The 26,106-nt window shown below is 62.6% G+C and carries 29 protein-coding genes; 16 read left to right on the top strand and 13 right to left on the bottom strand.

Going from position 1 to position 26,106, the window contains the following annotated elements:
- The first annotated feature begins 4 nt into the window (after window positions 1-4).
- The 6 genes from GJ700_RS03285 to GJ700_RS03260 are packed head-to-tail and all read left to right on the top strand — an operon-like array spanning window position 5 to window position 5,521.
- A complete protein-coding gene (locus tag GJ700_RS03285) occupies window positions 5-574 on the top strand; it encodes a sigma-70 family RNA polymerase sigma factor (protein ID WP_154371231.1) in 570 nt (189 codons plus the stop codon).
- A gap of 10 nt (window positions 575-584) precedes the next feature.
- The gene (locus GJ700_RS03280; RefSeq protein ID WP_154371230.1) at window positions 585-788 is read left to right on the top strand and encodes a zf-HC2 domain-containing protein; all 204 of its coding nucleotides are present in this window, start codon (window positions 585-587) and stop codon (window positions 786-788) included.
- Entirely contained in the window at window positions 788-1,000 is a 213-nt protein-coding gene (locus GJ700_RS03275; RefSeq protein WP_154371229.1) for a cysteine-rich CWC family protein, read from the top strand. The genes GJ700_RS03280 and GJ700_RS03275 overlap by 1 nt, the downstream gene beginning before the upstream one ends.
- Window positions 997-4,041 carry a response regulator gene (locus tag GJ700_RS03270; RefSeq protein WP_229506777.1) on the top strand — a complete coding sequence of 1,015 codons (3,045 nt, stop codon included), beginning with the start codon at window positions 997-999 and terminating at the stop codon, window positions 4,039-4,041. Before GJ700_RS03275 ends, GJ700_RS03270 begins: the two co-directional genes overlap by 4 nt.
- A gap of 11 nt (window positions 4,042-4,052) precedes the next feature.
- Window positions 4,053-5,201, top strand: coding sequence for a response regulator (locus tag GJ700_RS03265; protein ID WP_154371228.1), 1,149 nt, complete (start codon window positions 4,053-4,055; stop codon window positions 5,199-5,201).
- Window positions 5,201-5,521 carry a SemiSWEET family sugar transporter gene (locus GJ700_RS03260; protein WP_308700646.1) on the top strand — a complete coding sequence of 107 codons (321 nt, stop codon included), beginning with the start codon at window positions 5,201-5,203 and terminating at the stop codon, window positions 5,519-5,521. Before GJ700_RS03265 ends, GJ700_RS03260 begins: the two co-directional genes overlap by 1 nt.
- Window positions 5,522-5,616: 95 nt before the next feature.
- Here the strand turns inward: GJ700_RS03260 and GJ700_RS03255 are convergent, their stop codons facing one another.
- The 3 genes from GJ700_RS03255 to GJ700_RS03245 all read right to left on the bottom strand — a co-directional run bounded on the left by GJ700_RS03255 (window position 5,617) and on the right by GJ700_RS03245 (window position 8,544).
- A complete protein-coding gene (locus GJ700_RS03255) occupies window positions 5,617-6,549 on the bottom strand; it encodes an extracellular catalytic domain type 1 short-chain-length polyhydroxyalkanoate depolymerase (RefSeq protein WP_308700645.1) in 933 nt (310 codons plus the stop codon).
- A gap of 133 nt (window positions 6,550-6,682) precedes the next feature.
- Window positions 6,683-8,119, bottom strand: a complete 1,437-nt coding sequence (locus tag GJ700_RS36035) for an extracellular catalytic domain type 1 short-chain-length polyhydroxyalkanoate depolymerase (protein ID WP_229506776.1) — start codon at window positions 8,117-8,119, stop codon at window positions 6,683-6,685.
- Window positions 8,120-8,130: 11 nt separating this feature from the next.
- Window positions 8,131-8,544, bottom strand: a complete 414-nt coding sequence (locus tag GJ700_RS03245) for a ribbon-helix-helix domain-containing protein (protein ID WP_154371226.1) — start codon at window positions 8,542-8,544, stop codon at window positions 8,131-8,133.
- A gap of 222 nt (window positions 8,545-8,766) precedes the next feature.
- Here GJ700_RS03245 and GJ700_RS03240 point away from each other — a divergent pair, with 222 nt between their 5' ends.
- Window positions 8,767-8,982 carry a DUF1289 domain-containing protein gene (locus GJ700_RS03240; RefSeq protein ID WP_154371225.1) on the top strand — a complete coding sequence of 72 codons (216 nt, stop codon included), beginning with the start codon at window positions 8,767-8,769 and terminating at the stop codon, window positions 8,980-8,982.
- Between the two features lie 4 nt (window positions 8,983-8,986).
- Window positions 8,987-9,898: an MBL fold metallo-hydrolase gene (locus GJ700_RS03235; RefSeq protein WP_154371224.1), complete on the top strand. Its 912-nt coding sequence runs from the start codon at window positions 8,987-8,989 to the stop codon at window positions 9,896-9,898.
- A 1-nt stretch (window position 9,899) separates the two neighbouring features.
- Here GJ700_RS03235 and GJ700_RS03230 read toward each other — a convergent pair whose 3' ends face one another.
- The 10 genes from GJ700_RS03230 to GJ700_RS03185 form a co-directional block, all read right to left on the bottom strand.
- A complete protein-coding gene (locus GJ700_RS03230; protein WP_154371223.1) occupies window positions 9,900-10,505 on the bottom strand; it encodes a helix-turn-helix domain-containing protein in 606 nt (201 codons plus the stop codon).
- Window positions 10,506-10,594: 89 nt separating this feature from the next.
- The gene (locus GJ700_RS03225) at window positions 10,595-11,170 is read right to left on the bottom strand and encodes a hypoxanthine-guanine phosphoribosyltransferase (RefSeq protein WP_154371222.1); all 576 of its coding nucleotides are present in this window, start codon (window positions 11,168-11,170) and stop codon (window positions 10,595-10,597) included.
- Between the two features lie 91 nt (window positions 11,171-11,261).
- Window positions 11,262-12,539 carry a phenylacetate--CoA ligase family protein gene (locus GJ700_RS03220; protein WP_154371221.1) on the bottom strand — a complete coding sequence of 426 codons (1,278 nt, stop codon included), beginning with the start codon at window positions 12,537-12,539 and terminating at the stop codon, window positions 11,262-11,264.
- A gap of 1 nt (window position 12,540) precedes the next feature.
- Window positions 12,541-12,891: an MmcQ/YjbR family DNA-binding protein gene (locus GJ700_RS03215; RefSeq protein ID WP_154371220.1), complete on the bottom strand. Its 351-nt coding sequence runs from the start codon at window positions 12,889-12,891 to the stop codon at window positions 12,541-12,543.
- An 11-nt stretch (window positions 12,892-12,902) separates the two neighbouring features.
- Entirely contained in the window at window positions 12,903-13,751 is an 849-nt protein-coding gene (locus GJ700_RS03210) for an ABC transporter ATP-binding protein (RefSeq protein WP_154371219.1), read from the bottom strand.
- A 53-nt stretch (window positions 13,752-13,804) separates the two neighbouring features.
- Window positions 13,805-15,109, bottom strand: a complete 1,305-nt coding sequence (locus GJ700_RS03205; protein WP_154371218.1) for an ABC transporter substrate-binding protein — start codon at window positions 15,107-15,109, stop codon at window positions 13,805-13,807.
- A gap of 30 nt (window positions 15,110-15,139) precedes the next feature.
- The gene (locus tag GJ700_RS03200) at window positions 15,140-16,198 is read right to left on the bottom strand and encodes a branched-chain amino acid ABC transporter permease (RefSeq protein WP_154371217.1); all 1,059 of its coding nucleotides are present in this window, start codon (window positions 16,196-16,198) and stop codon (window positions 15,140-15,142) included.
- A gap of 12 nt (window positions 16,199-16,210) precedes the next feature.
- The gene (locus GJ700_RS03195; RefSeq protein WP_195763786.1) at window positions 16,211-17,107 is read right to left on the bottom strand and encodes a branched-chain amino acid ABC transporter permease; all 897 of its coding nucleotides are present in this window, start codon (window positions 17,105-17,107) and stop codon (window positions 16,211-16,213) included.
- Window positions 17,108-17,129: 22 nt separating this feature from the next.
- Complete coding sequence (locus GJ700_RS03190) at window positions 17,130-17,945, bottom strand: ABC transporter ATP-binding protein (protein ID WP_154371215.1); 816 nt, start codon at window positions 17,943-17,945, stop codon at window positions 17,130-17,132.
- Window positions 17,946-17,968: 23 nt separating this feature from the next.
- Complete coding sequence (locus tag GJ700_RS03185; RefSeq protein WP_154371214.1) at window positions 17,969-19,927, bottom strand: AMP-dependent synthetase/ligase; 1,959 nt, start codon at window positions 19,925-19,927, stop codon at window positions 17,969-17,971.
- A 144-nt stretch (window positions 19,928-20,071) separates the two neighbouring features.
- On the opposite strand from GJ700_RS03185, the gene GJ700_RS03180 reads away from it, so the two are divergent.
- From GJ700_RS03180 to GJ700_RS03145, 8 genes are all read left to right on the top strand, one after another.
- Window positions 20,072-20,776 (top strand): Crp/Fnr family transcriptional regulator, encoded by a 705-nt coding sequence (locus GJ700_RS03180; protein ID WP_154371213.1) that lies wholly within the window; start codon window positions 20,072-20,074, stop codon window positions 20,774-20,776.
- A 100-nt stretch (window positions 20,777-20,876) separates the two neighbouring features.
- Window positions 20,877-21,149: a hypothetical protein gene (locus GJ700_RS03175; protein ID WP_154371212.1), complete on the top strand. Its 273-nt coding sequence runs from the start codon at window positions 20,877-20,879 to the stop codon at window positions 21,147-21,149.
- A 114-nt stretch (window positions 21,150-21,263) separates the two neighbouring features.
- On the top strand, window positions 21,264-23,078 hold the full coding sequence (locus GJ700_RS03170) for an aminopeptidase P family protein (protein ID WP_154371211.1): 1,815 nt from the start codon (window positions 21,264-21,266) through the stop codon (window positions 23,076-23,078).
- Entirely contained in the window at window positions 23,075-23,347 is a 273-nt protein-coding gene (locus tag GJ700_RS03165) for a hypothetical protein (RefSeq protein ID WP_154371210.1), read from the top strand. The genes GJ700_RS03170 and GJ700_RS03165 overlap by 4 nt, the downstream gene beginning before the upstream one ends.
- A gap of 53 nt (window positions 23,348-23,400) precedes the next feature.
- Window positions 23,401-24,144: an MgtC/SapB family protein gene (locus GJ700_RS03160; RefSeq protein WP_154371209.1), complete on the top strand. Its 744-nt coding sequence runs from the start codon at window positions 23,401-23,403 to the stop codon at window positions 24,142-24,144.
- 12 nt (window positions 24,145-24,156) lie between these two features.
- On the top strand, window positions 24,157-24,744 hold the full coding sequence (locus GJ700_RS03155; protein WP_154371208.1) for a DUF924 family protein: 588 nt from the start codon (window positions 24,157-24,159) through the stop codon (window positions 24,742-24,744).
- Complete coding sequence (locus GJ700_RS03150; RefSeq protein ID WP_154371207.1) at window positions 24,744-25,565, top strand: Rossmann-like and DUF2520 domain-containing protein; 822 nt, start codon at window positions 24,744-24,746, stop codon at window positions 25,563-25,565. Before GJ700_RS03155 ends, GJ700_RS03150 begins: the two co-directional genes overlap by 1 nt.
- A gap of 159 nt (window positions 25,566-25,724) precedes the next feature.
- Entirely contained in the window at window positions 25,725-26,087 is a 363-nt protein-coding gene (locus GJ700_RS03145) for a hypothetical protein (protein WP_154371206.1), read from the top strand.
- Window positions 26,088-26,106: the final 19 nt, after the last annotated feature.

The following is a 26,106-nucleotide window of genomic DNA, read 5'->3' as shown; positions in this document are numbered from 1 at the left end:
GCCTATGAGCGACCCTGACCACCTGCACCGGCAACTGGAAACCATGCGGCCCCAGCTTGTCCGGTTCGCATTGTTGCAACTGAGAAACGAATCGCTGGCGGAAGATGCCGTGCAAGACGCGCTGATCGCCGTGCTGGAGCAACCGGACCGCTTCCAGGGCCAGTCGTCGCTGCGCACCTACGTGACCGGCATCCTCAAATACAAGATCATCGACAGCCTGCGCGCCGCCACCCGCGAGCGGCCGATCGAATGCGCCGAAGACCAGAGCGAGGATGACGCCATCGATGCGTTGTTCCGCGCCGACGGCCATACGGTCGACATGCCGCGCCAGTGGGGCGATCCGGACCGCACGCTGGAACAAAAAGACTTCTTTCGTGTGCTGGAAACCTGCCTGGAAAAGCTGCCGGCCCAGGCCGCCCGCATTTTCATGATGCGCGAGTGGCTGGAACTGGAGACGGAAGAAATCTGTAAGGAACTGGCGATCACGTCGTCTAATGCATGGGTGCTGCTGTACCGGGCGCGCTTGCGGCTGCGTGAATGCCTGGACTTGAACTGGTTCGGCGCCCGATCCTGACAGGCAGATCATGGAAAAACTGAAACCTACTTGCCGCGAAATCCACCGCCTGGTGTCCGAAGGAATGGACCGCGACCTGACCCTGGTCGAACGCACCCGCATGCGCCTGCACCTGATGGTGTGCGGCGCCTGCACCCGCTTCAATGGCCAGATGGATACCCTGCGCCGCGCCATGCGCAACTTCCCGCTGGGCGGCGACGACGGAGATAAATAATGAGCACTTGCAAGCGCTGTGGCGCGGATTTCAACTGCGCCATGGTTGACGGCGGCGATGGCGGCCCGTGCTGGTGCACGGCCATGCCACCCGCCGTTCCCGTACCCTCCACCGACACCGACGTGACCTGCTGGTGCCCCGCATGCCTGAAGCTCCATATCGAGCAGCGGGAGGCGCAGCGCCGCGCAGCCGCAACGGACACGCAGCAATGACCATGCGTTTCCAGGACATCCGCATCAGTGTCCGCATCACCGTCGGCTACGCCATCCTGATCTTGCTGATGATGGGCGTGATCCTGGTCGGCGTCTCCCGCATTTATTCGATCCGCGCCGAGACCGACCATATCCTCAGCATGGACTGGGCCGCGGCGGCGGCCGTCAACAGTATCGATACGCAATCGCGCGAAGCGGCCACCCGCATTGTTACGCTGATCATCCAGAAAAAACTGGAACACCGCATCGACAGCTATGCGCGCATCGACGCCATCAAGCTCAATATCGACCGCGAACTGGCGCGGCTGGCCGAGCTGGACGCGACGCCGGAAGCCAAAGTGCTGATCGAGAAGATCAAGCAGGCGCGCGCCGATTACTACGAGTCGTTCATTGCCGTGGCCGACCTGGTGGAAGCGGAAGAGCGGGACGCGGCGGAAGAAAGCATGAACCAGCAGGCGCTGCCCGCGCTGAGCCGCCTGCTGGGCGTGATCCATGAACTGGACCAGGTCCAGCAAAACCAGGTGATGGCCAGCGCATCCCGCGCCCAGGCCGACATCAATTCGTCGCTGATGGCCATGTCCCTGTTCGGGCTGGCCGCGGTGCTGGTGGCCGTGGGCTTTGCCTATTCGGCCCGCTCGATCACGCGGCCGCTGGACGAAGCCATCGCCATTGCCACGCGGGTGGCGCAGGGCGACTTGAGCATGGAAATCGAAGCCACGTCGAAAGACGAGACCGGCGAATTGCTGCGCGCGCTGAAGCACATGACGGTCGCCCTGGCGGCGGAACAGCAATTGCGGCACGCGGTGGAAGTGGCGGAAGATGCGACCAAGGCCAAGTCGGACTTTTTGGCCAACATGAGCCATGAAATCCGCACACCGATGAACGGCATCATCGGCATGACGCACCTGGCCCTGCAAACGGATTTGACGCCGAAGCAGCGTAACTACCTGGAGAAAGTGGAATCGGCCGCGCGCCACCTGCTGGGCATCATCAACGACATCCTGGACTTTTCCAAGATCGAAGCGGGCAAGATGAATTTCGAGCGCATCGACTTTTTCCTCGAAGACGTGATGGCGCAGATTGCCGACCTGTCCGTGATGCGCGCGCAGGACAAGGGGCTGGAACTGTTGTTCGACATCGGCGCCGACGTGCCGGCCGCGCTGGTGGGCGATCCGCTGCGCTTCGGCCAGGTGCTGATCAACCTGACCAATAACGCCATCAAGTTTACGGAAAAGGGCGAAATCGTCGTTACCATCCGCTTGCTGGAACAGCGGGAGGATGGTGTGCGGCTGCGGGTCGATGTGCGCGACACGGGCGTGGGCCTGACGCCGGCCCAGCGCAGCAAGCTGTTCCAGGCCTTCACGCAGGCCGATACGTCGACCACGCGCCACCATGGCGGCACCGGCCTGGGGCTGACGATCAGCAAGCGGCTGGTGGAAATGATGGATGGCGAAATCGGGCTGGAAAGCGAGGCGGGTGTGGGCAGCACGTTCTGGTTCACGGCGAAATTCGGCCTGGCCACCGAGCCACAATTCGAGATGACGCCGGACGCGGAAGTGTCGGGCGTGCGCGTGCTGGTGGTGGACGATAACGCGACGGCCCGTGAAATTTTCCTCGGCATGCTGCAATCGATGAAGTTCGACGCGGCGGCCGCCGACAGCGGCGCCAGGGCGCTGCAGATGGTGGCGCAGGCGCGCGCCGAAGGCAAGCCGTTCGGCCTGGCGCTGGTGGACTGGCAAATGCCGGGCATGAGCGGTGTTGAACTGGTGCAGGCGCTGCGCGCGCAGGCCGAAGAAACCGGGTTCGATCCACCGCGCGCCATCATGGTGACCGCCTACAACCGCGACGTGCTGCTCGACGAGGCGCGCGATATCAAGCTCGACGGCTTGTTGAACAAGCCGGTCAGCGCCTCGACGTTGCTGGACGCGGTGTCGTCCGTGTATGGCAAAGGCTTCGCGGAATGCCGCCGTTCGCGCCGGGCGGCGGATTACCAGTCGGCGGCGGCATCCGTGCGCGGCGCATGGCTGTTGCTGGTGGAAGACAATGAAATCAACCAGGAAGTCGCGCAGCAAATCCTGGGCGACGCGGGCGTGCGCGTGGACGTGGCCAGCAATGGCGCGATGGCGCTGGCGAAAATCGCCGTCAACGATTACGACGGCGTGCTGATGGATTGTCAGATGCCCGTCATGGATGGCTATGACGCGACCCGCAAGCTGCGGGAAAACCCCCGCTATGCGGAATTGCCCGTGATTGCCATGACGGCCAACGCCATGGTGGGCGACAAGGAAAAATGCCTGGCGGCCGGCATGAATGACTTCATTGCCAAGCCGTTCGACGTGGCGCATTTGTTCGCCACGCTGGCGCGCTGGGTCAAGGTGAAAAATCCGCAGCAGGTGGATGTGGCGGCGGTGGCGCAGCCGGAAGAAACCCTGCCCATGATCCCGGGGTTGAAAATGGAAGCGGCGCTGCAGCGCGTGGGCGGCAACGTCAAGCTGATGCGCAAGCTGCTGGCGCGTTTCGCGGAAACGCAGATCGACGTCGTGCAGCGCATCGGCGACGCGATTGAAAACAATGACCTGGCGGCCGCCACGCGCGAAGCCCACACCATCAAGGGACTGGCCGGCAATATCGGCGCGTCCGGCGTGGCCGACAGCGCGGGGCGGCTGGAACACATGCTGGCGCACGGCACGGTGGAGGGCCGCGATGACGCCATGGCGGGGCTGACCCTGGAGTTGCAGGAAGTGGTGGGCGTGATCCTGCTGGCGCTGGATACGCGCCGTCCTGCCGCAATGCCGACGGCGGCGCCGGAAGCCGGCGCCGACCCGGAAGCGCTGCTGGCGGCCATGCGTGAAATGGCGGCGCTGCTGGCGCAGGACGATGCGCAGGCGGCGCGGCTGGCGGAGGGCCTGGAGGCGCAATTGCAGGCGGCGGGGCAGGGCGAGCACGGCCGCCAACTCAGAAGGCAGATTGCGCAGTATGATTTCGAAGGCGCGCTGGCGCAGCTGCATGAAGCGGCGGGCGCGCTGCAGGTAACCTTGTAATTTCAGCCACCATGACAACCACACAAGCCAAACCCACGATCCTGGTGGTGGACGACACGCCGGACAATATCGACCTGCTGTGCGCCATCCTCGAGCAGGATTACCGTACCAAGATTGCTGTCAACGGCGAGCGGGCGCTGAAAATCGCCAACGGCGACAGCAAGCCGGACCTGATCCTGCTCGATATCATGATGCCGGGCATGAGCGGCTATGACGTTTGCCGGCAGTTGAAGGCCACCGCCGCCACGCGCGACATCCCCGTCATTTTTGTGACGGCCATGAGTGAAATCACGGACGAGCAAATGGGTTTGTCGCTGGGGGCGGCCGATTACATCACCAAGCCCGTGTCGGCGCCCATCGTGCTGGCCCGCATCAAGACCCAGTTGGCGATGAAGCGGGTGCACGATTTCCTGCGCGACCAGAACACGTTCCTCGATGCGGAAGTCAAACGCCGTACGCAGGAAGTGGCGGCCCTGCAGGACGTGGCGATCCACACCATGGCGTCGCTGGCGGAAACCCGCGACAACGAAACCGGCAACCATATCCGCCGCACGTCGTGGTACGTGAAGGCGCTGGCCGAGCGCTTGCGCCACCATCCCCGTTTTTCGGATTTCCTCGACGACGCGACCATCGAACTGCTGTTCAAGTCCGCGCCGCTGCACGATATCGGCAAGGTGGGCATACCGGACCGCATCCTGCTGAAGCCGGGACGGTTCACGCCGGATGAGATGGAAATCATGAAGACCCACACCACGCTGGGGCGCGACGCGATTATTTCGGCAGAGCGCGAACTGGGCATCGAAGTGGACTTCCTCAAGTATGCGAAGGAAATCGCCTATGGCCACCAGGAGAAGTGGGATGGCAGCGGTTACCCGGAAGGGCTGGCGGGCGATGCGATTCCGATTTCCGCGCGCCTGATGGCGCTGGCCGACGTGTATGACGCGTTGATCAGCCGCCGCGTGTACAAGGACGGCATGACGCACGAGCAGGCGGTCGCCATCATCGCGGAAGGACGCGGCAAGCACTTCGATCCGGACGTCACCGATGCCTTCCTCGACATCCAGAAGCAATTCGTGGAAATCGCGCAGCGCTATGCCGATACGGACCACGACATGGACAAGAAGCGCGAGCGGATCGAACTGTTCACCAAGGATGCCTGATGCCGCCCATGCCGCTGCCGTACTGGGTTGATGTGCTGGGCTATGTTGCTGCGTTTTGCACGACGATCGCGTTCGTGCCGCAGGTATGGCTGGTGTGGCGCCGCCGCAGCGCGGAAGGCGTGTCCACCATCATGTATATCGTGCTGTCGGTCGGCATCATCCTGTGGCTCACCTATGGCGTGCTGCTGCAGGCATGGCCCGTCATCATCGCCAACGCCATTACCCTGGGGCTGGCGCTGGCGGTGCTGGCGATGAAATGGGTGTTCCGGGGACAGATGCCGCGCGATGACAGCCTTGAGGTGGCACGGCTGAATCGGTAGGGCGGGTTTCGCGAAGCGGAAGCCGCCGTGCGTCGCCGCCAGCACAAGCCGTACCGGCTTGCATGCATGGCGGCTTTGCCTGCGGCAAAACCGCCCTACGGAGTGACGCACGTTTTAAAAAACCGCAGCATCTCCCGGCTGGCATCCGGCCCCTTCGCATCCGTGTAGCTCCCATCGGCGCTACCTCCGCTCCATGCATGCCCGGCCCCGTGCACCAGCCAGTGCTCGCCCAGCGGCTTGCCGTTGCTGCGGCGGTGGATGGTGCGCGTGTAGTGGTGGCCGTCCGGCACGCTACCGGTGTCGATGGCGGCGTTTTCCAGCACGCCGTGGCCGTGCAGCTTCTGGATCATCACTTGTTCGCCATTGCGCGGATGGACCGTGCTGTCCTGGTCGCCGTGGAACACGATGATGGGCAGGCCGCCGCCCGCGATGGGTTCGGCCTGCATGCCCCTCCGCATGGCCGACAGCGCGGACGGCAAATCGCGCGCGGAAGCGAACGGCAGGCCGGAATGCACGCCGACCGCGCAGAATAGGTCCGGATACAGCGCGCCGACAATGGCGGCCATGGCGCCGCCGGCCGACAATCCCGCCACATACACTTCGTTGCGCCGGATGTTGTAGCGGCTCATGACTTCGCTGGCGATGCCGGCAATGATCGACGGTTCGCCCTGGCCGCGCTGCTGGTCCAGTGCATTGAACCAGTTCCAGCAGCGGTGCTGGTTGGCGTCCGCCGACTGGGCCGGATAGACGACGAAGCAGCGGGTTTCCTCGGCCAGCGCATTCATGCGGGTGCCGGTGGCGAAATCGTCCGGGTCTTGCGTGCAGCCGTGCAGCATCACCACCAGCGGCAGCGACTGGCCCCGGTAACAGCCCGGCACATACAGCTTGTAACTGCGGGCGCCGGCATGGTTGGCGAATTCGCCTTGCAGGAAATGGCCTGGTTTGGGGGCAGGAAGGGGAAACAGCGCGGCCAGGAACTGGCGGGTGGCGTTACGTAGGTGCTCAAACAAATCATGGTCGGGCTTCATGGCTTCCTCCAGCGTATGAGTGGATGTCTCCGTTACTCTCCGCGTGGCGTGATCGCCATCTGCTGTCAGTGCCAGTATAAAAGCGAAACCACCGTGCATGTGTATGCTGGCGCACACACGGCGGTATTCACCACTACCCCTGTGCGCGCACCGTGTTAAAGAATCGCATCATTTCGCGGCTGGCGTCAGGCCCGCGCGCATCGGTGTAGCTGCCATCCGCACTGCCGCCGGACCACGCGTGGCCGGCGCCATGCACCACCCAGTGCTCGCCCAGCGGGGTGCCGTCCGCATGGCGGTGCGTGGTGCGCGTGTAGTGGTGCCCGTCCGCCACGCTGCCCCGGTCACGCTCGGCCTGGGCGCCGCGATGGCGGTGCAATTGCTGGGCGATGACTTGTTCACCGTTGCGCGGGTGCACGGTGTGGTCGCGGTCGCCGTGGAACACGATGATGGGCCGGCTGGTGTTGTTGTTGGCGTTGCCGGCGGCCGCGCCCTGTTTCATGGCTTGCAGCGCGGACGGCAAGTCGCGGGCCGATGCGTACGGCAAGCCGGAATGCACGCCGACTGCCGCAAACACGTCCGGATACAGCGTGCCGACGATGACCGCCATGGCGCCGCCGGCCGACATGCCCGCCACGTACACCTGGCCTCGATCGACCGCGTATTGCGTTGCCACTTGCTGGGCGATGCCGGCAATGATGGCCGGTTCGCCCTGGCCGCGTTGCTGGTCCAGCGCATTGAACCAGTTCCAGCACCGCTGCTGATTGGCTTGCTGCGATTGCGCCGGGTAGACGATCAGGCAACCTTGCTCTTCAGCCAGTTCGTTCATGCGGGTGCCGGCCGCGAAGTCGTCCGGGTCCTGCGTGCAGCCGTGCAACATCACCACGAGCGGCACCGGTTGGCCATGGTAGCTGGCGGGGATGTACAGCTTGTATTGGCGGGAGCCGGTTTCGCCACGGAACGTGCCTTCGATAAATTGGGCTCCGGGCGGCAGCGGGCGTGGCGGGCGCGGCTTGCGCATGCCCGGCAAGTCGATGTCGGGCATCGGAATCTTGCCGTCGGGTGATAGAGCGCCAAGTTTGGCCAGCAGCTCGCTGACCAGGGTTTGCGCGCCGGGCATGCCGGCAGCTGGGCTCGCCTTGGCATGCGATGCCCTGTGCCAGCGGGCGCCCGCGGGGCCGGCGTCGGCGCCATGGGCGGCAAAACCGGCGGTTCCCGCGGAACCATTGGAACCGGTGAAGCCGCTGAAACCGGTGGAACCAGTGGAACCAGTGGAACCAGTGGGACCTGTGGAGCCACTCGCGCCAGTGGCATCAGCCGAGCCGGTGGGTGCTGGGCCGGATGCGGTGTCGACCGTGTCGATGGTGTCCGCGGCGGTCGATGGGCCGCTGCGGCGCGCGGGGTGCGCGGGCGGTGCGGGATTCAAGTCGCGCATCGGCGCTGGCGCCGTTGCTGCACCCGGTAGCCCGCCCAGCGCTTGCTGGATGGTGGCGGTGGCGGCCATGGGGCCATCGGCCAGCAATTGCCGGGTCGCATCCTGCAGCTTGTTCAATAGTGCCTGATTCAATTTCATGGGAATTCTCCTTAATGGATGCGCCCTGCAAGGGCGCTCCTGACGGCGGCGCTGGCATGCAGCGCGCCTAACACCGTAATGGATTCTATGGTTGCCAGCGCCAGTTCGGCCGGCACGTCGGGGGCAATGCTGGCCAGGCCGAGTACCTGGATTTGCAGGCGCTCGCCGGCAGCTTGCACCGCTTCCAGGTCGGCGCGGCTGTAATGTTGCATGCCCAGCACCAGGCTTTTGCGGGCAACGGTTTGCCGTATCGCCTCGCCGTGCTGGGCCAGCTGGTTGCGGATGGCGGTACGGATCAAGTCGGTGCGGTTGGCATAAAAGCCTTCCTGCACCAGCAAATCGATCTGGCCGAGGTCGACCGGGCCGAGGTTGATCGTGATTTTTTCCGAATCCGTGTTCTTGGGTTTGAGTTCGTGCACTGCCATATCTTGTCCTTTACCATCCATAAACCATCCACATGGATGGTAGTATAGGGGTGAAATATCGGATTTCAAGCACAATCGTGCACTTTGCGGTAAGGTGGCCACAGAAATAGGAGCCGCCGGCGTACCCGCCTGGACGGCGATAGAAGCATCGCTCCAGGCCGCTGCATACTGCCGGGAAGCCCGGCGCGGTAAAATGTTGCACTCTTTATTGAAATTCTCGCAATGAGCACTGAAATCCCAAGCGCGGCGCCGCTGGCTGGCGCCACGGTGCCTTCCCCCTGCGTCAGCCTGTGCAAAATGAACCGGGACACCGGTTTTTGCGAAGGCTGTTTGCGTACCATCGATGAAATCGTCGCGTGGTCGCGCGCCGATGACCAATTCAAGCGGGCCGTGTGGGAAGAAATCCGCCGCCGCGAAGAATTGATCGACTTCGGATGACGCCATGACGGTTTTGCACGACAACATCCATGTGTTTGAGCGAGGCTGGCTCTCGTCGAACAATGTCCTGATGCTGGGCCGCCACGATGCGACCCTTGTCGATACCGGCTACGTGCTGCACGAACAGCAAACGCTGGCGCTGGTGCGCCACGCGCTGCACGGCCGCCGCCTGGACCGCATCGTCAACACGCACCTGCACTCCGACCATTGCGGCGGCAACGCGATCCTGCAGGCGCATTTCGGCAGCGCCACGCATATTCCCGTATCGGAAGCGGGCAACGTGCGGCACTGGGATGAAGACAAGCTGAGTTTCAAGGCCACCGGACAGACTTGCCCCCGTTTTTCATTTGACGGCACGCTGTCGCCGGGCGACAAGCTGACGATGGCGGACATGGCGTGGGACGTGCTGGGCGCACCCGGCCACGATGCGCATTCGCTGATGCTGTTCTGCGCACAGGAAGGGATCCTGATTTCCGCCGACGCGCTGTGGCAAAACGGCTTTGGCGTGATCTTCCCGGAACTCGATGGCGAATCCGGCTTCGCGGAAGAACGCGCGACCCTGGACTTGATCGCATCGCTCGACGCGCGCGTGGTGGTGCCGGGGCATGGCGCCGTGTTCACGGACGTGGCGCAGGCGCTGAAGCGGGCCCGCACGCGACTCGATTTCCTGTCGGGGAATCCGGCGCGCAATGCGGAATACGCGGTGAAGGTGCTGTTGAAATTCCTGCTGCTGGAAAAACAGCGGATGAAGGTGGACGACGTGCCGGCGCTGTTTGCATCGCTGCCGATTATTGTCGCCGCATCGCAGCGGTACCTGGGCAAGTCGCCGGAAGAGGTGGCGCAGTGGACCGTCAAGCAACTGGTGCGCGCATGCAGTGCGCGGATCGAAGACGGTTATTTATTGAACGACGGTTGATTTACGATCCCGCGCCGGCCAGTTTCGCCAGGTCGGCGTCGGCGCCCTTGATGAAAATCTTGGTTTTTTCCATCACGCTCTTCAGCGCGACGTCATTGGCCCGCCACTGCATCCAGAACGTGTCGGCCGTATAGCACACGGGCGCGATATCGCGTCCCAGCATCGGCGGCAATGTCGCCAGCACTTCCTTCAATTGCGCGTGCAGCGCTTCCGGCGCCACGGCCACCAGTTCGATGGTGCCGCCGCCATGCACGGTGCCTTCCACCGCGTCGCCATGGATAAACACGGCTTGCATCTGGTCCAGCACCGGCGCCAGCGCCGCCTTGATGGCTTCGCCCGTACCGAAGGTTTTCACGACGATGCCGTGCAATTCCTCGAAGATTGGCGCCTCGTGGTTGACCTGGTAGTGTTTTTGATTGCCTGAACGCCAGGCATGCAGCAGGCCGGATTGTTCCAGGCTGGCCAGTTCGCGCTGCACCGCGCCGGAACCGCAGGCGGCCAGGGAAATGATTTCATTGGCGTAAAAGGAACGGTATGGCTGACCATACAGGATGGCCAGCACACGTTGCTGTGTCTTGGAAAACAGTACGTCCGCAAAGATACCCATAATGGGCATCTTAGTACCCGGATTGGGTACAGTCAAAGAGAAATTGCTGACGAGAAATCCCGTCAGCGGGGGAATAGGTTGGTGATGACTTACTTGCTGTCTTCGGTCTTGATGGCCCACAGCCCTGGCAAATTGCGCCAGTAGCCATACGCATCCATGCCGAAGCCGACCACGAAGCGGTTCGGGATCGTGATGCCGACCAGGTCCGGCTTGACCGGTTTGGTCTTGCCGATGGCCTTGTCCGCGAACACGGCCAGGATGACTTCCGATGCGCCCATGTCCAGCAGGCGTTCCTTGACGTGGGCCAGGGTTTCGCCTTCGTCCAGGATGTCGTCCAGCACGATGACGGTACGGCCGGCCACGTTCGAGCGGGGAATGACTTTCCACACCACCTGGCCGCCCTTGTCTTCGTCGCCGTAGCGGCTGACGTGGATATAGTCGAATTCCAGCGGGAAGGTCAGTTGCGGCAACAGGTTACCGGTGAACACCACGGCGCCGCCCATCACGCCCAGCACCAGCGGGAATTCCTGGTTGTCCGGGCTGTTGAAGCGGGCATTCAGCTCATCCGCCATACGCGTCACGGACGCATCGACAGTGGCTTTGTCAAAGATTTCTTCCGCAGTTTCGAGGAGGGCGCGTGCGCGGTTGTGGTGGAAGTCTTGCATGATTTTTATGTGTTATGACAGCTGGTAGGAAGGCATTATTATCCGCCATATCCCGCCAGCCTGCTCCCACGTTGGATGAAAGCCACAGAAATCACGAATAGTCGCGTACGTCGTCGATCACCTTGCCATCGTTCGGCAAACTGCCGCGAACCGCGAATTGCACCTCGCCCCGCAGCTTGGTCAGGTCCCGTATAGTCTCTATGATGGGCGGCGCATAAGCGGTACCCGGATTGTCGACTTCGCAATGCAGGGTCATGACGTCGTTGGAGACGCGGCCCGATACCACCAGGCGCGCTTTCAAAATTTCCGGGTGGCGGCGCGCGATTTCATTGACCTGGGCCGGATGCACGAACATGGCGCGCACCTTGGTGGTCTGGTCGGCGCGGCCCATCCAGCCGCGCATGCGCACATTGGTGCGGCCGCACGGCGATGGCCCCGCATCCGCCAGCACGGCCGACAAGTCGCCGGTGCCGAAGCGGATCAGCGGGTAATCCGGATTGAACACGGTGACCACCACTTCGCCCACTTCGCCGGGCGCCACCGGCTCGCCGCTGCCGGGACGGACGATTTCCAGCAAGACGTCTTCATCGAGCACCATGCCGGGATGCACCACGCCATCGGTACTGGTCTCATACGCCATGCTGCCCGCATCGGCCGACGCATAGGCTTGCAGCACGCTGGGCACGCCATGGTCGATCAGCCAGCGCCGCAGTGATTCCGGCAGCGCTTCCGCGCTGACCAGCGCATGTTTCAGGCACGAGATATCGGCGCCCATGTCGCGCGCTTTTTCAATAATGATTTTCAGGAACGATGGCGTGCCGACATAGGTGTCCGGCCGCAGCAATGTCATGGCTTGCACCTGCTGTTCCGTCTGGCCGCTGCCAGCCGGGATCACGGGGCAGCCCAAATGCGCGGCGCCGCTTTCCACCATGAAGGCGGCCGGCGTGAAGTGGTACGCGAAGCAGTTTTGCAACAAGCCGCCGGCGCGCACGCCGGCCGCGTACAGGGGACGCGAAAAACGCCACCAGTCGGGGCCCACGCCTTCCGGATCGAAAATGGGGCCGGGCGACATGTAGACGCGCTTCAGCTGGCCGACCGCGGTGGCGTTCAGGCCGCCGAACGGACGTTCCTGCTGCTGCAATGCCTTCAGGTCGGACTTGCGCGTCACGGGCAGCGCGGCCAGCGCCTTGCGGCTGTGGATATCGCGCGGGTCGATGCCGTGCAGGATACGGCTCCAGCCGGAAGCGCTTTGCGCGCGCGCCACCAGGCCTGGCAGACGCGCCAGCAATTCGCCTTCGCGCTGTTCCGGATCGCGCGTTTCCAGGCTGTCCAGCGTGTCCAGGGTGCTGCCGATATGGGTGTCGCTCATGTCACGCATCCTTGATTTCCCGCTGCAGTTTTTTGGTCAGTTTGCCGAACACCAGTTCGTACGAACGCTTTAATAGTTCCGACGCCTCCGCGTCGCTGACTGCTTTCAAATCTTCGATCTTGACCCACTTGGCGCGCGCCAGGTACGGCGCGGGAATGATGCCCTGGCGGTCAGTCAGTTCGAGAAAGCGGTCATCGTCGACTTTGAAGCTGATGCCCCCGGCGGCGACGCAATCTCCCGTCACCGCGAACATCTTTTCACCGACTGAAAACACCAGGTCCGCGCCCCATTTGATATCTTCCGTGGCGCCCGGCAGGCTGCGGCAAAATTCCTTGGCTTTCTCGATATTCATGCGTGCCCTCGTCAAGCCAGCCAGCGTTTGCGGCGGCGGTAAAACTTCATGTCGCGGAAGCTCTTGCGGCCGGCGCCGGACATGCCCAGGTAAAACTCCTTGACGTCTTCATTGCTGGCCAGGTCGGACGCCGCGCCTTCCATCACCACGCGACCGTTTTCCAGGATGTAGCCGAAGTCCGCGTAGCGCAGCGCCACCATGGTGTTTTGTTCGGCCAGCAGGAACGACACGTTTTCCTTGGTATTCAAGTCCTTCACGATGCCAAAGATTTCTTCGACGATTTGCGGCGCGATGCCCATCGATGGTTCGTCCAGCAAAATCATCGACGGCTTGGCCATCAGCGCGCGGCCGATCGCGCACATTTGCTGTTCGCCGCCGGACGTGTAGCCGGCCTGGCTGGTGCGGCGCGTTTTCAGGCGGGGGAAGTAGTGGTACACCTTGTCCAGCGATTCGCGCAATTCCGCGCGGCTCTGGCTGCGCGTGTAGGCGCCCGTCAGCAGGTTTTCTTCGATGGTCAGGTGGCCGAAGCAGTGACGCCCTTCCATCACTTGCGACAAGCCCCGTTTCACCAGTTCATTGGGTGTCAGCTGGTCGACCCGTTCACCCTTGAACGTGACTTCGCCCTTGGTGACGTCGCCCCGTTCGCCGCGCAGCAGCGTGGAAATGGTTTTCAGCGTGGTGGACTTGCCGGCGCCGTTGGCGCCCAGCAGCGCAACGATCTTCCCTTGCGGGACTTGCAGCGAAACGCCTTTCAGCACGAGGATCACGTGGTCGTAAATGACTTCCACGTTGTTGACCGACAGGTAGGGCTGCACTGCGCTGGCGGCAGCGGCGGTTTCTGGAGCGGTGGCGATGTTCATAGGCGGTCCCTGTAAGTACGGAAGCTGCGCCGCCGGCAGGCGGCGCAGCGGGATTACGATTTGGCGCAGGCTGGCGTGATCTTCTTCTCTTCCGCATATTTGGCGGACGATTCCTCGACCAGCTTGCGGGTCAGCGCCTTGTCGCCAACGATCCAGTTCGGCGTGATGGCGGTCCATTTGGCGCCATCCCACTGCTGCACCTTGACGGCGCCCGAACCTTCGTGGTCGTCGCATGACGTTTTCACCGGCGGGAACATGCCGAACGCGCCCAGCGCTTTCTGGCGCGCATCGTCGATGTTCATGTTTTCCAGGCCCCAGCGAACCTGCTCGCCCGTCATCGGCTTGCCCTTGCCGAATTTTTCCTGCGCGTGGCGGATCGCTTCCGTCCACAGGATGCCGGCCGTCATGCCGCGCATGTGATAGACGGAACCAATGCGGGCCTGGTCGGACAGGTTGCCCTTGCCGGCCGCGTACACTTTCTTCTTCAGTTCATCGATGACGGGGTAATTGCCCGGCGTATTGAACGTCATCGACGTGTAACCCTTGGCGGCATCGCCGGCGGCCACCGTGTCGTCTTCGGAACCGGCCCACCACACGCCCAGCATCTTGTCGCGCGGGAAGCCGTTGCGCTGCGCGGTCTTGATGGCGACGGAATTCATCACGCCCCAGCCCCACAGGATCACGTAATCGGGCTTGGCCTGGCGGATTTGCAGCCATTGCGACTGTTGTTCGCTGCCGGGAGGCGCGACCGGAATCTTGATCAGTTCAAAGCCATGCTGCTTGGCCAGCGCTTCCAGCACCGGCAGGGGTTCCTTGCCGAACGCGGAGTCGTGGTACAGGTGGACGATTTTCTTGCCCTTCAGCTTGTCCACACCGCCGCTCTTGTCGCCCAGGTACTTGATCATGGCGGCCGCCTGGTTCCAGTAGCTGGTAATCAGCGGGAACACATACGGGAACACTTTGCCGTTGGCCGCGTCGGAGCGGCCATAGCCCAAGGTCGTCATCGGCACCTTGTCGGTGGCCACGCGGTCCAGGATGCCGTACGCGATACCGGTCGACAGCGGTTCGACCAGCGTGGCGCCGCCATTCTTGGTCTTCATGCGCTCATAGCATTCGACGCCGCGCGCCGCGTTGTATTCGGTTTCGCATTCTTCCCACGACAGCTTGACGCCGTTGATGCCGCCGTTGGCGTTGACGAGGTTGAAGTAATCGATGATGCCGCCATAAAAGCCGGAACCGCCCGAGGCATAGGGGCCCACGCGGTACGACGGCAAGGCAATGAATTGTTCGGTATTGGCAAATGCGCCGCCAGCAGTGGCAAGCAGGACAGCGGCTGCGATGGTTTTAACGTATGTCATGTTCAGGTCTCCTGGATGGGTTGTCTACGCTCAGTGCGGGAAAGGCCACAGGCGCAATTTTTCTTTACCGATTTGCCACAAACGCGCCAGACCGTGGGGTTCCACGATCAGGAAGAAAATAATCAGGGCGCCAAACACCATCAGTTCCAGGTTGGACGCCACGCTGGTCGGCAGCGCCAGGCTGTGCGCCAGGATATTCAGGAACACCGGCAGCAGCACGATGAAGGCCGCGCCCAGGAAGCAGCCGAGGATGGAGCCGACGCCGCCAATGATGATCATGAACAGGATGCGGAACGACAGTTCCAGGTTGTACGCTTCCGGTTCCACCGTGCCCAGGTAGGCAAACGCATACAGCGCACCGGCCACGCCGCAGTAGAACGAACTGACGGCGAACGCCAGCAGCTTGGTGCGCATCAGGCGGAAGCCGATCACTTCGGCCGCCACGTCCATGTCGCGCACGGCCATCCACGAGCGGCCCACGTTGGAGCGCACCATGTTTTTCGCCAGCAGCGCCATCACGGCCACCACCAGCAGCACCAGCACATACTTGGTGGCCGGCGTGTCAAAGGCGAAGCCCAGGATTTCAATTTTTTGCGCCGTGATCACGCCCGACGAGCTGTAATTGGTCAGCCAGCCGATCTTGGTCAGGCACCAGACGACAAAAAATTGCGTGGCCAGCGTGGCCGCTGCCAGGTAAAAGCCGCGGATGCGCAGCGATGGCAAGCCGAATGCAATGCCCACCAGCGCGGCGCACAGGCCGCCCAGCACGAACGCCAGGAGGATCGGAATGCCAGGGATGCGCAGCACGAAGTTATACGAAGCAAAGGCGCCCACCGCCATGAAGGCGGCGGTACCGAGCGACAGCTGGCCCGCATAGCCGGTCAGGATGTTCAGGCCCAGCGCGGCCAGCGAAAAAATCAGGAAGGGAATCAGGATCGCCGACAGCATGTAGGGCGACGCCACGAAGGGCAGGGCCACCAGCGCCACGGCCATCGTGGCGAACAGCATGTTGCGGTCCTGCCGGATCGGCAGGATCTGACCATCCGTTTCGTAACTGGTTTTGAATTGGCCGGTTTCGCGATAGAACATGACGGCTCCTTGTTATATACGACGGATGATTTTTTCGCCGAAGAGACCTTCGGGACGGACCAGCAGGAACAGCAATGCCAGCACATACGGGAACCAGCCTTCGATCCCGCCGCCGACCATCGGGCCAATGTACACCTCGGCCAGTTTTTCCGATGCGCCGATGATCAAGCCGCCGACAATGGCGCCTGGTACCGAGGTAAAGCCGCCCAGGATCAGCACCGGCAACGCTTTCAGCGCAATGAAGGTCAGCGCGAACTGCACGCCATTGCGCGCGCCCCACAGCAAGCCCGCCACCAGCGCCACCATGCCCGCCACGGCCCACAGGATGGCCCAGATGCGCTGCAGCGGAATGCCGACCGCCAGCGCGGCCTGGTGGTCGTCAGCCACCGCGCGCAGGGCGCGGCCCACTTTGGTTTTCGAGAACACCAGCGACAGCACGGCCACCATGATGGCGCACACGCCGGCCGCCATCACGTCGAATTGCGACACGATGATGTTGAATTTGTCGGCGAGGAATTCCAGCGGCACGTCCTCGATCGGTAATTCCAGCTTGTGCACCTGGTTACCCCACAGCAGTTGCGCCAGGCCTTCGATAAAGAAGGTCAGGCCGATGGTGGCCATGAACAGCGTGATTTCCGGCTGGTTCACCAGCGGCCGCAACACCACCCGCTCGATGGCCAGGCCCAGGGCTATCATGGCCAGCACGGTGCCGGGAATCGCCAGCCATAGCGACAGGCCGAATTTATCCATGATGCCGACGCAGGTCAGCGCGGCAAAGAACACCATGGCGCCCTGGGCGAAATTGAAGACGCCGGACGCCTTATAAATCAGCACGAAGCCGATCGCCACCAGCGCATACATGACGCCGGACAGCAGGCCGCCAATCAGCACTTCGAAGAAAAAACTCAGGTTCATTTCAATATCCCCTTTATCAGTGCGCGGCGCCGAGGTAAGCCTTGATCACATCCTGGTTGCTGCGCACTTCGTCCGGCGTGCCGTCGCCGATCTTTTTGCCATAGTCCAGCACCACCACGCGGTCCGAAATATCCATCACCACGCCCATGTCGTGCTCGATCAGCACGATGGTCGTGCCGAACTGGTCGTTGACGTCGAGGATGAAGCGGCACATGTCCTGTTTTTCTTCCACGTTCATGCCGGCCATCGGCTCATCGAGCAGCAGGATTTCCGGTTCGGCGGCCAGCGCGCGGGCCAGTTCCACGCGTTTTTGCAAGCCGTACGGCAGGCGGCCGACCGGCGTCTTGCGGATGGCCTGGATTTCCAGGAAGTCGATGATTTCTTCGCACTTCTTGCGGTGCTCGATTTCCTCGCGCCGCGCCGGGCCCCAGTACAGCGCCTGCATCAGGAAGTTCGACTTCATCTTGAGATTACGGCCGGTCATGATGTTGTCGAGTACCGTCATGCCCTTGAACAGCGCGATGTTCTGGAAGGTGCGGGCAATGCCGGATTTCGCGGCCTGGTGGCAATCCATGTTCTTGCGGTGCTCGCCGCGGAAAATGATTTCGCCTTCCTGCGGGCGGTACACGCCATTGATCACGTTCAGCATCGAGCTCTTGCCGGCGCCGTTGGGGCCGATGATGGCGCGGATTTCGTGCTGGCGCACGTTGAACGAAATATTGGTCAGCGCCTTGACGCCGCCAAACGACAGCGAAATATTGCGCAAGTCCAGGATTTCCGGACCGATGCGGCGCGCTGCGTTGAACAGCGCATCGGGTTCATTCATTTGCATGCGGGTCTCCTCGGTCACCGTGGTCAGGCCGCAGCCTGCACGGCTGGCAGCTTCTTGCAATCCCGGATCTGGAGGTCCGCCGACACCTTGCCGGTGCGGCCATCCTCGAACTTGACCTGGGTCTCGATGAATTGCGATGACTTGCCGTCGTACAGGGCGTCGATCAGCACCGCATATTTTTCAGCAACGAACTTGCGGCGCACCTTACGGGTACGGGTCAGTTCATCGTCGTCCGGGTCCAGTTCCTTGTGCAGCACGAGGAAGCGGGAAATTTGCGTGTTGCCCATCATTGGCTCGGCCGCCAGGCCCGCGTTGACCTGTTCCACGCATTCCTGCATCAATTCATAGGTGGACGGATGCGATGCCAGGTCGGTATAGCCGGAATAGGCAATGCCGCGGCGTTCGGCCCAGTTGCCGACCGCGCCCATGTCGATGTTGATGAAGGCGCACACCTGGTCGCGGCCATGGCCGAAGGCCACTGCTTCCTTGATGTACGGGAAGAACTTGAGCTTGTTTTCGATATAGTTCGGCGCGAACATGGTGCCGCAATTCATGCGGCCCACATCGGCGGCGCGGTCGATGATTTTCAAGTGGCCTTCGCTGTCGAACATGCCGGCATCGCCCGTGTGGAAGTAGCCGTGCTGGTCGATTGCCTCGGCCGTGGCGTCGGGCCGCTTGTAATAACCGTCCATCAACGTGGCGGACTTCACCAGCACTTCGCCATTGTCCGCCAGTTTGACTTCCACACCCGGCGCGGGCAGGCCGACGCTGTCGAACTTGATCTTGCCGTCCGGCTGCAGGCACACGTAGGCGCAGGTTTCCGTGGAACCGTACAGTTGCTTGAGGTTGACGCCGATCGAGCGGTAAAAGCGGAACAGGTCGGGGCCGATGGCGGCGCCCGCCGTGTAGGCCACGCGGATGCGCGACATGCCCAGCACATTTTTCAGCGGGCCGTATATCAGCACGTTGCCCAGCGCGTATTTGATCCGGTCGCCGAAAGCGACGGGCTTGCCGTCCAGAATATCGGCGCCGACACGCCTGGCCACGCCCATGAAGTAGTCGAACATGCCTTTCTTCAGCGATCCCGCGTCATCCATGCGGATCGTCACGTTGGTCAGCAGGTTTTCAAACACGCGGGGCGGCGCGAAGTAGCAGGTCGGGCCGATTTCACGCATGTCCGTCATCACGGTTTCGCCGGATTCCGGGCAATTGACGGTGAAGCCGGCCACCATGGCTTGCGCCAGCGAAAACAGGCAATCGCCGACCCACGCCATCGGCAGGTACGACAGGATGTCTTCGCTGTCGGTCAGGTTGTCGAAGCCCACGCTGCCGGCGCCGGCCGACATCAGCGCGTGGTGGGTCTGGCACACGCCTTTGGGTTTGCCCGTGGTGCCGGACGTATACAAGATGACGGCGTTATCGCTGCTGCGGCCCTCTTCGACCTGGGCTTCGAAGAAGCCGGGATGGGCCTGGTCGTAGGCGCGGCCCAGTTCCTGGACCTTGGCGAACGATTGCAGTTCCTTGTGCGTGTAATGGCGCATGCCGCGCTCATCGTCAAACAGGATGTGCGCGATGCGGGGGCACTGTTCCTTTAATTCCAGCAGCTTGTCGACCTGTTCCTGGTCTTCCACTACGGCAAATTCAATTTCCGCGTTATCCAGGACGAAGGCCATGTCGGCCGCCGGCGCGTCCTGGTACAACGGCACCGGCACGCCGCCCAGGCACTGGGCCGCCAGCATGGCCCAATACAGCCGGGGCCGGTTATCGCCGATGATGGCGAGGTTCATGCCGCGCTGGAAGCCCAGCGCAGCCAGTCCGCACGCCAGCGCGCGGACTTCGTCATTGACCTGGGACCAGTTCCACGTTTGCCAGATACCAAGATATTTCTCACGGTACGCCGGCTTGTGGGGCCGTTCCTTCCCATGCTGCAACAAGCGGCGTGGGAATGTGTCCATAGCTGTCTGCACTTTCGTCTCCTTCATAGCCCCGGTTGGATGAAGCTGCGATAATTGTGTTAAGTGCTTTTTTTAAGTGCCTTTTAAGTGTGATGAATATTAGCCTGCGTTTCTCAGCCATGTTGTCTTTTTGACGACAATCAAACGACTTTTTGACGTTGCCCCGCAACAATGACTACTAAGCAACCAACTCAGCATCCGACTTTGCTTGAATCCATCCACGCGGCCACGTGGGCGCCCGTGCTGACGCCGGAGCAAATGGCCCGCGTGGACGCGGAGTGCTATGAAGTATTCGTGCCGAAGGGCGGTTTCGTCTGCCGCAAGGGCGAGGTGGTGGACCACTGGGTGGGCATCATCAGCGGCATGGTCAAGATGAATAACTTTTCGCCGAACGGCAAAAGCGTGACGTTTACCGGCGTGCCGGCCGGCAGCTGGTTTGGCGAAGGATCGCTGCTGAAAAACGAATTGCGTAAATACGACGCCATGGCGTTGCGTGACAGCCGCATAGCGCGCATGCCTGCCGACACTTTTAATTGGCTGTTAGAAACAAGTTTGCCGTTCACGCGCTTTTTGCTGATGCAATTGAATGAACGACTGGGCCAGTTTATCGGCATGGTGGAAAACGACCGCCTGCTCGATGTCGATACGCGCGTGGCGCGCTGCCTGGCCGGGCTGTTCAATACGCAGCTGTATCCGGGCACGGACCATCTGGTGCAGATTTCGCAGGAAGAAGTAGGCTTGCTGTCGGGCGCTTCGCGCCAGCGCGCCAACCAGGCGTTGCAAGTGCTGGAGAAGCAGGGTTTGCTGCGGCTCGACTATGGTGGCATCCGCATCCTGGACCTGGATGGGTTGCGTCATTTCGAAGCGCAAGGGTGAGGCTGGTCTGCTGAAATCAGTGTTAGTGCGCTAACACTGACAGGCGTATAGTTGGATTAAGCTGTGGCATGGCACTCACACCGATAACGGAGGAGCAAACATGGAAACCCTGGCACGCCAAGTAGGCGAAACCCTGGTCGCGCGCGGTACGGCGGCGGCCATTTCCCGATGGGGTATATGGCGCGTCGCCGGCTGGCTGGGCGTGGCCGCGCTGGTCGCGTATTACCTTGGTTCCCGTTATCGCGCGCACCAGGCGGCGCCGCAGTTGCCCGCGCCGGACGCCGGCAAGGGCACGGTTCCGCCGCCGGACCAGGAACGGCGCCGCGTACCGGAATTCGAAACCCACCAGGACGAGATACGTACACTGCACTGATCTCCGCCCATGCATCAGGGGTGTGACGGGCGGTCATCAAGTACGCCCATATAGTGCCCCGGCCGGGCATGCCGCAAGGTATGATAGAGCCAAGTCGACAGCACTACGCAGCTCATGCCCCAACCAGACCTTACCGCCATCGCCGGCCGCCTCGCATCAGTGCGGGAAGCCATGGCGCGCCAACGGATCGACGCCTTGCTGGTGCCATCCGCCGACCCGCACCTGTCCGAATACCTGCCGCCACGCTGGCAAGGCCGCGAATGGCTGTCCGGTTTCACCGGTTCGGTCGGCACCCTGATCATCACCGCGCACTTTGCCGGCGTCTGGACCGATGCCCGCTACTGGACGCAGGCGGAAAACGAGTTGCAGGGCACCGGCATCGCGCTGATGAAAATCCCGTCCGGCGCCAGCACGCTGTACGTGGACTGGCTGGCCGACCATATGCGCCAAGGCCAGGTGGTGGCCACCGATGGCGCCGTGCTCGGACTGGCGATTGCGCGCCTGCTGGACCAGAAACTGGCGCAGCGCGACATCGTGCTGCATACGGAAACCGACCTGCTGAATGACGTGTGGCGCGACCGTCCCGGCTTGCCGCAGGAGCCCGTGTTTGAATTGATGGCGCCGTATGCTGCGGCGCCGCGTGCGGAAAAACTGGCGGCGCTGCGCGCGGCCATGGCGTCGCATGGCGCCGCCTATCACGTGATCTCCACGCTGGACGATATTGCGTGGCTGTTCAACCTGCGTGGCGCCGACGTGCATTTCAATCCCGTGTTCGTGGCCCATGCCGTGATCGGACCGCAGCGCGCCACCTTGTATGTGGCGGAGCACAAAATCCCGGCCGCGCTGGAGACCGCGTTGGCGGCAGCCGGCGTCGACGTGGCGCCGTACCACGAATTTGCCGACGCCCTGGGCGCACTGCCGGAAACGGACGCGGTGCTGCTCGACCCGCGCCGCGTCACCTATGGCACGCGCCAGGCGCTGCCTGCCGGCATTCTCGTGGTGGAAGCCATCAACCCCACCACCGTGGCGAAAGCGCAAAAAAACAGCGACGAAGCGCAGCATGTGCGCGCCACGATGGAACAGGATGGCGCCGCGCTGTGCGAATTCCTGTGCTGGCTCGATGCGCAACTGGCCGACCCTGAACGGGCGCCGCTGACCGAAGTGGCATTGGGCGAGCGCCTGACGCAGACCCGCGCGCAGCGGCCCCATTTCATCAGCCCCAGTTTCGGCACCATTGCCGGCTTCAATGCCAACGGCGCCATCATGCATTACCGCGCCAAGCCGGCCGATTGCGCCGTGGTGGCGGGCGATGGCCTGCTGCTGATCGATTCCGGCGGCCAGTACCTGGGCGGCACCACGGATGTCACGCGCGTGGTGCCGGTGGGCGCCGTGTCGGATGAACAGCGGCGCGATTTCACGCTGGTGCTGAAAGGCTTGATTGCCTTGTCGCGGGCGCGGTTCCCCCATGGCGTGAAGTCGCCCATGCTGGACGCCATCGCCCGCGCGCCGCTGTGGGCCGAAGGCATCGATTTCGGCCACGGCACGGGCCACGGCGTGGGCTTCTTCCTCAACGTGCATGAAGGACCCCAATCGATTTCGCCATCCACCATGCCGGAAGTGCAGACGGCCATGTTGCCGGGCATGATCACGTCGATCGAACCGGGCGTGTACCGCCCGGGACAGTGGGGCATCCGGATTGAAAACCTGGTGCTGAACGTGCCCGCCGGTGATACGGAATTCGGCGCGTTCCTGCAATTTGAAACCCTGACCCTGTGCCCGATCGATACGCGCTGCATCGAACCATCGCTGATGCGCGACGACGAACGCCAGTGGCTCAACGATTATCACGCCGTGGTGCGCACACGCCTGGCGCCGCTGCTCGACGGCGATGCGCTGGCCTGGCTGCACACGCGCACGGAGGCTTTATGAGCAGCGCCCGATCCACCAAAGCCAGCAATGCGCTCGACCGATTGAAGGAGCGCAGCGGCAACCGCATGTATTCGATGTCGCGTACCGGCAACGGCCATTTCTTCCTGACGGAGGGGCCGGGCAAGCCGCCGCTGTGTCCGCCGATGGAGCTGGACGACTTCGTTGCCTTCGTCAATTCGCAAGGTCCGCAAAAGCCGCAGCGCATCAGCAAGCTCGATAAGGAATTTGAAAAGCAATTGACGAAGAAGCCTGCCACCGGCAAAGCGTAAGGACATTCGGCGGCCGCCGCACAGTTACGCATACAATAAAAAGGGAGTGCGCCATGCCCACCTATCACATCCTGTCCGGTTACTGGTCGCTCGGCGAGTTGACCACCAACCTGCTGATCCTGCTGAATATCGTCGGGGCGCTGTTGCTGGGCCTCGTGGTGGGATATGAACGCTCGTACCACGGGCGTGCAGCGGGCATGCGGACTTATGGCCTGGTGTGCATGGCATCGTGTGCATTGACGGTGATCTGCGGCTATCCGAACATGTGGTACGGCGGCAGCATGTCGCATTTGATCGGCACCGATCCCACCCGCGTGGTGCAGGGGATCGTGACGGGTATCGGTTTCCTGGGCGCGGGCGTGATCATGCGCGAGGGGTTCAACATCAGCGGCCTGACAACGGCGGCATCGATCTGGGCGTCGTCGGCGATGGGCATCATGATCGGCCTGGGGTTTTACCTGGGCGCGATCGGATTGGGATTCCTGTGCGCGATGTCGATGATCTTCTTGTCCAAGGTCGAGGCCTGGCTGCCGTCCCGCCACGCTGTCGCCATGACGATGCGCTTCAAGGAAGGCTTCATGCCGGAAGAGCGGGAGCTACGGGCCATCGCGCTGAAGCGGGGGTATGAAATCGCGGGCGGATCGATGATGATCAGCAGCGATCACCAGGCGCAGGAATGGCGTTTCGTCGCCATCGCGCTGAGCAAACGTTCCGGCGCGACGATGGCGGAACTGGCAAAGGAAATGTCGCAGTTCGATGGGCTGGACGGGTTCCAGTTATCGCACGCACGCAACTGATCAGGGAGCTTCATGGAATTAACTGCTGCACAGGATGTGCTGGATTTCTGGTTCTTGCCCATCGGCGTCAAGGGCCACAATACACAACGGCCGGAATGGTTCCGCAAGGATGACCAGTTCGACCGCCAGATCGCCGCGCAATTCGGCCACGTGGTGGAGGAAGCGCTGTCCGGCGGCTTGCGCCGCTGGGATGACGAAGGCACGCAGGGCACGCTGGCGCGCATCATCGTGCTGGACCAGTTCACCCGCAATATGTACCGGGGCACGCCGCAATCGTTCGCGGGCGATGCGCTGGCGCTGGAAGCGGCGCTGGCGCTCGACAATAGTGGCGCCAACCAGACGCTGCCCCCCGTGCAGCGCATTTTCGCCTTCCTGCCGTTCGAGCATTCGGAATCGCTGTCGATGCAACAGCGTTCGCTGGATTTGTATGACATGCTGCGCGCGTCCGCGTCGGGTTTCGACAGCACCTATGACTATGCGCGGCGCCATTACGACGTGATCCGCCGCTTTGGCCGCTTCCCGCACCGCAATGCGATCCTGGGACGCGAATCGACGGCGGAAGAGCGTGAATTCCTCAAGCAGCCCGGGTCCAGCTTCTGATGCAACGGTTTTCCATCATTGGCGGCGGCCACGTGGGGCGCGTGTTCGGGCGCCTGTGGGCCGGGACCGTGTTTGATTTGCAGGACGTGCTGGCCCGTTCGCTGCCGTCCGCCCGCCAGGCGGTGGCGTTCATCGGCGCCGGCATGGCGCAAGATGCCTATGCCGCATTGCACGCAGCCGATATCTACATGCTGTCGGTGACCGACGACCAGATCGTGCCGGCCTGCGAAGCGCTGGCGGCCAGTGTGCCGCTACAGGGCGCCATCGTATTCCATTGCAGCGGTGCGCTGGCGTCGGACCGCCTGCGGGCGGCGCGCGCGGCGGGCGCCCACGTGGCCAGCGTGCATCCGATCCGCAGCTTTGCCGATCCGGCCGGCGTGGCTGCCGCTTTTAACGGCACGTTTTGCGGTATCGAAGGCGACGCGGCGGCAATCGCCGTGCTGGAACCGGCGTTGAGGGCCATCGGCGCCCGTCCGGTCGCCATCGATGCGGCGGCGAAAACCGTTTATCACGCAGCGGCTGTATTTGCCAGTAACTATCTGACCACGGTGCTCGATGCGGCGCTGCGCGCCTACCAGGCCGCCGGCATTCCGGAACCGGTGGCGCGCGAACTGGCGCAACCGCTGGCCTCGGAAACCCTGGCCAATGTTTTCCGTCTGGGCGCGGCGCCGGCGCTGAGCGGTCCGATTGCACGGGGAGACATGGCGACTGTGGCGCGCCAGCAAGCGGCGGTCATGGCCTGGGATGGGCCGACGGGCGCGCTGTATGAAGCGCTGGTGGCGCCCACTGTGGCGCTGGCGCACCGAAAGCACAACAGTTAAATCGTCCCTTGGGGCATGTTGCTCATGCGCATTGCCGAATTCCTTGTAAATCCTCGGCGAAAGCAATAAGCTTAATTGTTGGAATATTTTTGGATCAGAAAAACAAGTCAGGATGCGCGCCCCAGACGGCGTTGCCTAGCAGAGGATAGAGGATAGAACATGTTATTTCTGAAAAGCACTTCGGTCACCAAGGCGCCCGGTATTTATGAAGTGGACATCGCCGCCAAGCCGCCTGGCAAGACGTTTGGCGTGTACATGGCCACCGACCCGGACAATCCGCCTGTGGACGTGATTGCCGCGCTGAAGGCTGCCGGCTTTGAAAACACGCACAGTTCCGGCTACACGCACAAAGACCGCGGCAAAGTGCTGGATATGCATTTCCACAAGGATGGCACCGACCTGTTCAAAGGCTGGAAGCCGGAAGAGAATGCCGCCAACATGGCGCTCATTACGAAAGTGTTTGGCGACGTCGGCATTACCATCACGCCGCGCGTGATGTCGCTGGCCGAAGCATACGCCTGACCTGCCAGCCGGTCTGGCG

It is taken from the genome of Pseudoduganella rivuli (genome assembly GCF_009674485.1).
Lineage (GTDB): Bacteria > Pseudomonadota > Gammaproteobacteria > Burkholderiales > Burkholderiaceae_D > Rugamonas > Rugamonas rivuli_B.
The sequence above is the reverse complement of the archived record's forward strand: the minus strand, read 5'-3'. Positions and strand labels throughout refer to the sequence as shown.

What these genes read in the sequence shown, in the direction of transcription:
- GJ700_RS03220 (WP_154371221.1), bottom strand. Translation starts at nt 12,539, where the DNA reads ATGAGCGACACCCATATCGGCAGCACCCTGGACACGCTGGACAGCCTG.
- GJ700_RS03215 (WP_154371220.1), bottom strand. Translation starts at nt 12,891, where the DNA reads ATGAATATCGAGAAAGCCAAGGAATTTTGCCGCAGCCTGCCGGGCGCC.
- GJ700_RS03225 (WP_154371222.1), bottom strand. Translation starts at nt 11,170, where the DNA reads ATGCAAGACTTCCACCACAACCGCGCACGCGCCCTCCTCGAAACTGCG.
- GJ700_RS03210 (WP_154371219.1), bottom strand. Translation starts at nt 13,751, where the DNA reads ATGAACATCGCCACCGCTCCAGAAACCGCCGCTGCCGCCAGCGCAGTG.
- GJ700_RS03235 (WP_154371224.1), top strand. Translation starts at nt 8,987, where the DNA reads ATGACGGTTTTGCACGACAACATCCATGTGTTTGAGCGAGGCTGGCTC.
- GJ700_RS03260 (WP_308700646.1), top strand. Translation starts at nt 5,201, where the DNA reads ATGCCGCCCATGCCGCTGCCGTACTGGGTTGATGTGCTGGGCTATGTT.
- GJ700_RS03155 (WP_154371208.1), top strand. Translation starts at nt 24,157, where the DNA reads ATGGAATTAACTGCTGCACAGGATGTGCTGGATTTCTGGTTCTTGCCC.
- GJ700_RS03145 (WP_154371206.1), top strand. Translation starts at nt 25,725, where the DNA reads ATGTTATTTCTGAAAAGCACTTCGGTCACCAAGGCGCCCGGTATTTAT.
- GJ700_RS03240 (WP_154371225.1), top strand. Translation starts at nt 8,767, where the DNA reads ATGAGCACTGAAATCCCAAGCGCGGCGCCGCTGGCTGGCGCCACGGTG.
- GJ700_RS03205 (WP_154371218.1), bottom strand. Translation starts at nt 15,109, where the DNA reads ATGACATACGTTAAAACCATCGCAGCCGCTGTCCTGCTTGCCACTGCT.
- GJ700_RS36035 (WP_229506776.1), bottom strand. Translation starts at nt 8,119, where the DNA reads ATGAAATTGAATCAGGCACTATTGAACAAGCTGCAGGATGCGACCCGG.
- GJ700_RS03180 (WP_154371213.1), top strand. Translation starts at nt 20,072, where the DNA reads ATGACTACTAAGCAACCAACTCAGCATCCGACTTTGCTTGAATCCATC.
- GJ700_RS03165 (WP_154371210.1), top strand. Translation starts at nt 23,075, where the DNA reads ATGAGCAGCGCCCGATCCACCAAAGCCAGCAATGCGCTCGACCGATTG.
- GJ700_RS03280 (WP_154371230.1), top strand. Translation starts at nt 585, where the DNA reads ATGGAAAAACTGAAACCTACTTGCCGCGAAATCCACCGCCTGGTGTCC.
- GJ700_RS03275 (WP_154371229.1), top strand. Translation starts at nt 788, where the DNA reads ATGAGCACTTGCAAGCGCTGTGGCGCGGATTTCAACTGCGCCATGGTT.
- GJ700_RS03270 (WP_229506777.1), top strand. Translation starts at nt 997, where the DNA reads ATGACCATGCGTTTCCAGGACATCCGCATCAGTGTCCGCATCACCGTC.
- GJ700_RS03200 (WP_154371217.1), bottom strand. Translation starts at nt 16,198, where the DNA reads ATGTTCTATCGCGAAACCGGCCAATTCAAAACCAGTTACGAAACGGAT.
- GJ700_RS03265 (WP_154371228.1), top strand. Translation starts at nt 4,053, where the DNA reads ATGACAACCACACAAGCCAAACCCACGATCCTGGTGGTGGACGACACG.
- GJ700_RS03255 (WP_308700645.1), bottom strand. Translation starts at nt 6,549, where the DNA reads ATGAAGCCCGACCATGATTTGTTTGAGCACCTACGTAACGCCACCCGC.
- GJ700_RS03190 (WP_154371215.1), bottom strand. Translation starts at nt 17,945, where the DNA reads ATGCAAATGAATGAACCCGATGCGCTGTTCAACGCAGCGCGCCGCATC.
- GJ700_RS03150 (WP_154371207.1), top strand. Translation starts at nt 24,744, where the DNA reads ATGCAACGGTTTTCCATCATTGGCGGCGGCCACGTGGGGCGCGTGTTC.
- GJ700_RS03230 (WP_154371223.1), bottom strand. Translation starts at nt 10,505, where the DNA reads ATGGGTATCTTTGCGGACGTACTGTTTTCCAAGACACAGCAACGTGTG.
- GJ700_RS03185 (WP_154371214.1), bottom strand. Translation starts at nt 19,927, where the DNA reads ATGAAGGAGACGAAAGTGCAGACAGCTATGGACACATTCCCACGCCGC.
- GJ700_RS03285 (WP_154371231.1), top strand. Translation starts at nt 5, where the DNA reads ATGAGCGACCCTGACCACCTGCACCGGCAACTGGAAACCATGCGGCCC.
- GJ700_RS03245 (WP_154371226.1), bottom strand. Translation starts at nt 8,544, where the DNA reads ATGGCAGTGCACGAACTCAAACCCAAGAACACGGATTCGGAAAAAATC.
- GJ700_RS03170 (WP_154371211.1), top strand. Translation starts at nt 21,264, where the DNA reads ATGCCCCAACCAGACCTTACCGCCATCGCCGGCCGCCTCGCATCAGTG.
- GJ700_RS03160 (WP_154371209.1), top strand. Translation starts at nt 23,401, where the DNA reads ATGCCCACCTATCACATCCTGTCCGGTTACTGGTCGCTCGGCGAGTTG.
- GJ700_RS03175 (WP_154371212.1), top strand. Translation starts at nt 20,877, where the DNA reads ATGGAAACCCTGGCACGCCAAGTAGGCGAAACCCTGGTCGCGCGCGGT.